Raw genomic sequence first — 5,716 nt, forward strand, 5'->3', positions numbered from 1 at the left:
GAGCCGCTTGGGGGCGCGGGGAACTGCGCGATCAGCCACTACGCACCCGCGCGGCACGAGGAACCCGCACAGACCCCGCCCCCCGACCGGTCCCGCGCACAAGAACCGCGAAAGCCCTCAGCCGAGCCCGTGCATCCAGCCATGGACGTCCTCAGACGTCCCCCGCTGAATGTCCAGCAACGCGTCCCTCAGCTTCATCGTGACCTCACCCGGCTCGCCCCCGCTCTGCTGCCACTCCCCCGCCGCGCACTTGACCGTGCCGACCGGCGTGATGACCGCCGCCGTGCCGCAGGCGAAGACCTCCGTCAGCGTGCCGTTCTCGGAGTCCGTCTTCCACTGGTCGATGGAGACCCGCGCCTCCTTCGACTCGTACCCGAGGTCCCGCGCGACGGAGAGCAGCGAGTCACGGGTGATGCCCGCGAGCAGGGAGCCCGTCAGCGTCGGGGTGACGATCACCGGCTTCTCGTTGCCCGCGCCCCCGTACACGAAGTACAGGTTCATGCCGCCCAGCTCCTCGACCCACTTGTGCTCGACCGCGTCGAGGTAGGCGACCTGATCGCAGCCCTTCGCCGCCGCCTCGGCCTGCGCGAGCAGCGACGCGGCGTAGTTGCCACCGGTCTTGGCGTCGCCCATGCCGCCGGGGACCGCGCGCACCCGGTCCTCGGAGAGCCAGATCGAGACGGGCTTCACACCGCCGGGGAAGTACGCCCCCGCCGGCGAGGCGATGACGACGAAGAGGTATTCGTTGGCGGGCTTCACACCGAGGCCCACCTCGGTGGCGATCATGAAGGGGCGCAGGTAGAGGGATTCCTCGCCGCCGTGCGCCGGAACCCACGCCTTGTCCTGCCGCACCAGCACGTCACACGCCTCGATGAACGTCTCGACGGGCAGCTCGGGCATGGCCAGGCGCCGCGCGGAGGCCTGGAAGCGGCGGGCGTTGGCGTCGGGGCGGAAGGAGGCCACCGAGCCGTCGGGCTGGCGGTAGGCCTTGAGGCCCTCGAAGATCTCCTGCGCGTAGTGCAGGACGTTCGTCGCCGGGTCGAGGGCCAGCGGTCCGTACGGCACGAGCTGGCCGTCGTGCCAGCCGCGGCCCTCCGTCCACTTGATCGTCACCATGTGGTCGGTGAAGTGGCGGCCGAACCCGGGGTTGGCCATGATCGCCTCGCGCTCCGCGGCGGCCAGCGGGGACGAGGAGGGCTTCAGCTCGATGGTCGGCTTGGTCGGCGTCGTCGGCGTCGTCGGCGTGGTCGTCATGAGTGCTTCGTCCTTCACGGTGTGATGGTGACGGACCGCGCTCACGTCCGTACCAGCCGGTACGAGGACGTCCGAGCTTCCCTGTCTTCACGGCCCCACGTTCGATTATCGCTCGCGGGGTCCCGGAGAAGAAACGGCAGGAGTGCGGCCCGGGGGTCGATGGTGACACCCGGGGGCCGCATACGAGAAGCCGCCGGGTGCCTCGCGAGACCCGGCGGCTTCTGTCGATCTTCGAGCTGCCGGGTCAGCCCGCTACTCGTACGGCGAGCGCGTCGCCGATCTGCTCGGTGGTGCGCACGCTCTCCCCGCGCTCGGCGAGGTCGGCGGAGACGGCGGTCTCGATGCGGGCGGCCTCGGGCTCGTACCCGAGGTGGCGCAGGAGCAGGGCGACCGACAGGACGGTGGCCGAGGGGTCGGCCTTGCCCTGGCCCGCGATGTCCGGCGCCGAGCCGTGCACGGGCTCGAACATGGACGGGAACTCGCCGCTCGGGTTGATGTTGCCGGAGGCCGCGACGCCGATGCCGCCGGAGACGGCCGCGGCGAGGTCGGTGATGATGTCGCCGAAGAGGTTGTCGGTGACGATCACGTCGAAGCGGCCGGGGTCGGTGACGAGGTAGATCGTCGCGGCGTCGACGTGGATGTAGTCGGTGGTGACCTCGGGGAACTCCTTGGCCACCTTGTGGAAGACGTTCGTCCAGAGGTGACCGGCGTAGGCCAGGACGTTGTTCTTGTGGACCAGCGTCAGCTTCTTGCGCGGGCGGGCCTGTGCGCGGGCGAAGGCGTCACGGACCACGCGCTCCACGCCGAAGGCGGTGTTGACGGAGACCTCGGTGGCGACCTCGTGCGGGGTGCCGGTGCGGATCGAGCCGCCGTTGCCCGTGTAGGGGCCCTCGGTCCCTTCGCGTACGACGATGAAGTCGATCTCGGGCTGGCCCTTGAGGGGGGTCGCGACACCCGGGAGCAGCTTCGAGGGCCGCAGGTTCACGTGGTGGTCGAAGAGGAAGCGGAGCTTCAGCAGGAAGCCGCGCTCCAGCACGCCGGACGGGACCGACGGGTCGCCGATGGCGCCGAGGAGGATCGCGTCGTGCCGCTTGAGGGCTTCGACGTCGGCGTCGGTGAGCGTCTCACCGGTCGCGTGGTACCGCTTGGCGCCGAAGTCGTACTCCGTCGTCTCCAGCTTCACGTCCGGCGGGAGGACCGCGCCGAGGACCTTGAGTCCCTGGGCCACGACTTCCTGGCCGATGCCGTCACCGGGGATCACTGCGAGATTGAGGATGCGAGAGCTAGCCGACATGCGGGCAGCCTAACCCCTCGTCCCAGGGGATGACACGCGATGTCCGGCATGCGGACAGCCGCCTGGTGGACGGCTTCTGTTCATCCGGGCGCCTGGCGGGAGTTGGGCATCGCTGGGAAATTTCCTGCCATGGACACTCCGAATCTCGGCATCCCGGAGCGGCTCGCGGCGCGGATGAGCATGCCCGAGCAGCACGAGTTCCTGCGCGGGAGGCTCTCCCGTCGCAAGGTGCTCGCCAGTTCGTTCACGGCGGCCGGGACGGTCGGCGGCATCGGTCTGCTCACGGGGAGTTCGGGCGGTTCGTACGGCTCGCACGGCGGCGCGTACGGCGGAGGCGCGCCCGCGCCGGTCGCCTCGTCCGCGCCGGTGAGGGTCGACGGCAAACTGGTCGCCCCCTTCGGCCGGCACCTCGCCTTCGGCGCCGACCCGAAGACGCAGATGCGGATCTCCTGGCAGGTGCCGTTCGCCGTCAAGTCCCCTTATGTACGGGTGGGCCTGAAGCCCTGGGAGCTGAGCCAGAGGATCGGGGCGGAGGTGCGCGACCTGCACACCCCCTCGCTGTCGAAGAAGCTCCCGGCGGTCGACCAGTACTACCTGCACGCGGCCCTTGACGGCCTCAGGCCCGGCACGACGTACTACTACGGGGTCGGCCACGACGGCTTCGATCCGGCCTCGCCCGAGCGGATGGCGACGGTCGGCTCGTTCAGGACCGCGCCCGCGCGGCCGGAGAGGTTCGTCTTCACGGCCTTCGGCGACCAGGGCGTCAGCTACCACGCGCTCGCCAACGACCAGCTGATCCTGGGCCAGAATCCCGCCTTCCATCTGCACGCGGGCGACATCTGCTACGCGGACACCACCGGGCACGGCAAGGAGACGGACACCTACGACGCGCGCGTGTGGGACACCTTCCTCGCGCAGACGGAGTCGGTCGCGAAGTCGGTGCCGTGGATGGTCACGACCGGCAACCACGACATGGAGGCGTGGTACTCGCCGAACGGCTACGGCGGGCAGTCCGCGCGCTGGTCGCTCCCGGAGAACGGCTTCGACCCGCGCGAGGCGCCGGGCGTCTACTCCTTCACGTACGGCAACGTCGGCGTGGTCGCCCTGGACGCCAACGACGTCTCGTACGAGATCCCCGCCAACAAGGGCTACTCGGACGGGAAGCAGACGGCCTGGCTCGACAGGCGGCTCGGCGAGCTGCGGGCGGCCGAGGGGATCGACTTCATCGTCGTCTTCTTCCACCACTGCGCGTACTCGACGTCGACGCACGCCTCCGACGGCGGGGTGCGCGACGCGTGGCTGCCGCTGTTCACCGAGCACCAGGTGGACCTGGTCGTCAACGGCCACAACCACGTCTACGAACGCACCGACGCCATCAAGGGCGGCGAGGTCGGCAGGCCCGTACCGATCGGCGCGTCGACCGATCCGACGCGCGACGGCATCGTGTACGTCACCGCGGGCGGCGCGGGCAAGGACCTCTACGGCTTCGGTCCCGGCGTCAAGGACAGTTACGAGGGTCACGTCCACGATCACGACCACGTCGTGACCTCCCACTGGACCAAGTCGCGGCGGCGCGACCCCGACACGGTCGAGTGGTCACGGGTGCGCTACACCGGTTTCTCGTTCCTCGCGGTGGAGGTGAGCGCCGGCGCGCACCCGAAGCTGTCGGTCTCCGCGCTCGCCGAGAGCGGCGAGCGCATCGACCACTTCCAGGTCGTACGCGGACACGCGGCCCGCTGAACCGGGCTCAGTGCCCCGTTTCCCCGCCGTTGTCCCTGCGGTCGAGGGCGCGCTGGAGCGCCGCGGCGGCGTTCTTGCGCTCGGAGCGCTCGGATTCCTTGCGGGAGGTGTGACGGACGCGGCGGGCAGTCTTCTCGGCCATGAGAGATCCACTCCTTGAGGGAAGGGTGATTCGAGAGGCCAGAATCGGCGGGGAGCCACGGAGCGGCAGGGTTCGCCTGCGTGGGGCTCCGGCTCACGACCGCCATTCGCTTGATCGAGCGAGACGTTCGGCTCCTACAAAGCTAAGGGAGGACGGCGCATCTGTCTCCACAGTTACTCGGACTTCCTACTATCTGAGACGGCCGTCACGCGCGTGCCGCTCGCAACTCGCGGATCAGGGCCCGGACGGCAAGGGAAGAGGCCAGCTCAGGGGTGGTGACATAGCCCACGGAGCGGATCGGGCGGTCCGCGCCCAGGTCGGTGATCTCGACGCAGGCGGGCGCTCCGGTCAGTGAGAGGGCGGGCATGATCGCCATGCCGTGGCCGTTGCCGACCATCGCGAGCACGGCCCCGTCGTCCTCGGCGAGGACGGTCGCCCTGGGGATCCAGTCCTGCCGGCCCCACCACTTCCTCGTGTACGAGCCGCAGTTCTCGTGCCAGTCCACCAGTGGCAGGGAGCGCGGGTCGGGGTGGCCCGCGGGGTGCACGAGGGCGTACGGCTCCTCGACGAGTACGTCACCGATGAGCCCCGCGGGGACGGGCGAGGTGCCGCCGAGCGTCGCGATGCCCACGTCCGCGCGGCCCTCGGCGACCTCGCCCGCGGTGCCCGCGCCCAGTTCGCGCACCACCCTGACCTCCGGGCGGATGCCGGGGTGGCGGGCGGTGAGGCGGTCCAGGGCGGCCGGGAGCAGGTGCAGGGCCGCGCTGCGGAACGCGGCGATGCGCAGCGGGCCCGTGACCTCGCCGCGCTCGGCGGCGCGGGCCTCGGTGACGAGGGCGTCGAGGAGGCGCAGCACGCGCCGGGCGTGGGCGGCGGCGGCAACGCCCGCGGGGGTGGGCGTGGCGCCCTTGCGGCCCCGCTCGAAGAGGACCGCGCCCACTTTGTGTTCCGTGCCGCGGATCGAGTGGGAGACCGCGGACTGGGTGAGGCCGAGCGCCCGAGCCGCGGCGGTGAAGCCCCGCTCCTGGTCGACGGCGACGAGGACGCGGAGTTCGTGCGGGGCGAGGTCGGCGGCGCGTACGGCATTCATCAAAGTCCCCGCCCGCTTCCGGCGGCGCGTACGGCGTTCATCAGGGCTCCCACCTGCTTCTATGAGGGCCCTTCATGGACCGGGCCGTTCCATGAGCGCAACCCTCTGTCCGGGCCCGGCATTCCTGCCTACGGTCACGGACATGACCGAGACCGCACTGACCGTGCACCAGACCGCCCGCCCCCACGGCTTCCCC

The 5,716-nt window shown here is 70.6% G+C and carries 5 protein-coding genes; 1 reads left to right on the plus strand and 4 read right to left on the minus strand.

The features are described 5' to 3' along the window. Positions 1–117 precede the first annotated feature (117 nt). Both GKQ77_RS26290 and GKQ77_RS26295 read right to left on the minus strand, forming a co-directional pair. Complete coding sequence (locus GKQ77_RS26290) at positions 118–1,254, minus strand: branched-chain amino acid aminotransferase (protein ID WP_219691414.1); 1,137 nt, start codon at positions 1,252–1,254, stop codon at positions 118–120. 244 nt (positions 1,255–1,498) lie between these two features. Next, positions 1,499–2,548, minus strand: coding sequence for a 3-isopropylmalate dehydrogenase (locus GKQ77_RS26295; RefSeq protein WP_219691411.1), 1,050 nt, complete (start codon positions 2,546–2,548; stop codon positions 1,499–1,501). 129 nt (positions 2,549–2,677) lie between these two features. Between GKQ77_RS26295 and GKQ77_RS26300 the strand changes: the two genes are divergently transcribed. Then, positions 2,678–4,288 carry a purple acid phosphatase family protein gene (locus GKQ77_RS26300; protein WP_219691412.1) on the plus strand — a complete coding sequence of 537 codons (1,611 nt, stop codon included), beginning with the start codon at positions 2,678–2,680 and terminating at the stop codon, positions 4,286–4,288. 7 nt (positions 4,289–4,295) lie between these two features. On the opposite strand, the gene GKQ77_RS33660 is transcribed toward GKQ77_RS26300, so the two are convergent. Next, positions 4,296–4,430 carry a hypothetical protein gene (locus GKQ77_RS33660; protein WP_258021996.1) on the minus strand — a complete coding sequence of 45 codons (135 nt, stop codon included), beginning with the start codon at positions 4,428–4,430 and terminating at the stop codon, positions 4,296–4,298. A 205-nt stretch (positions 4,431–4,635) separates the two neighbouring features. Then, positions 4,636–5,520: a LysR family transcriptional regulator gene (locus tag GKQ77_RS26305; RefSeq protein ID WP_219691413.1), complete on the minus strand. Its 885-nt coding sequence runs from the start codon at positions 5,518–5,520 to the stop codon at positions 4,636–4,638. Positions 5,521–5,716: the final 196 nt, after the last annotated feature.

It is taken from the genome of Streptomyces anatolicus (assembly GCF_019400875.1).
GTDB classification, from domain to species: domain Bacteria; phylum Actinomycetota; class Actinomycetes; order Streptomycetales; family Streptomycetaceae; genus Streptomyces; species Streptomyces anatolicus.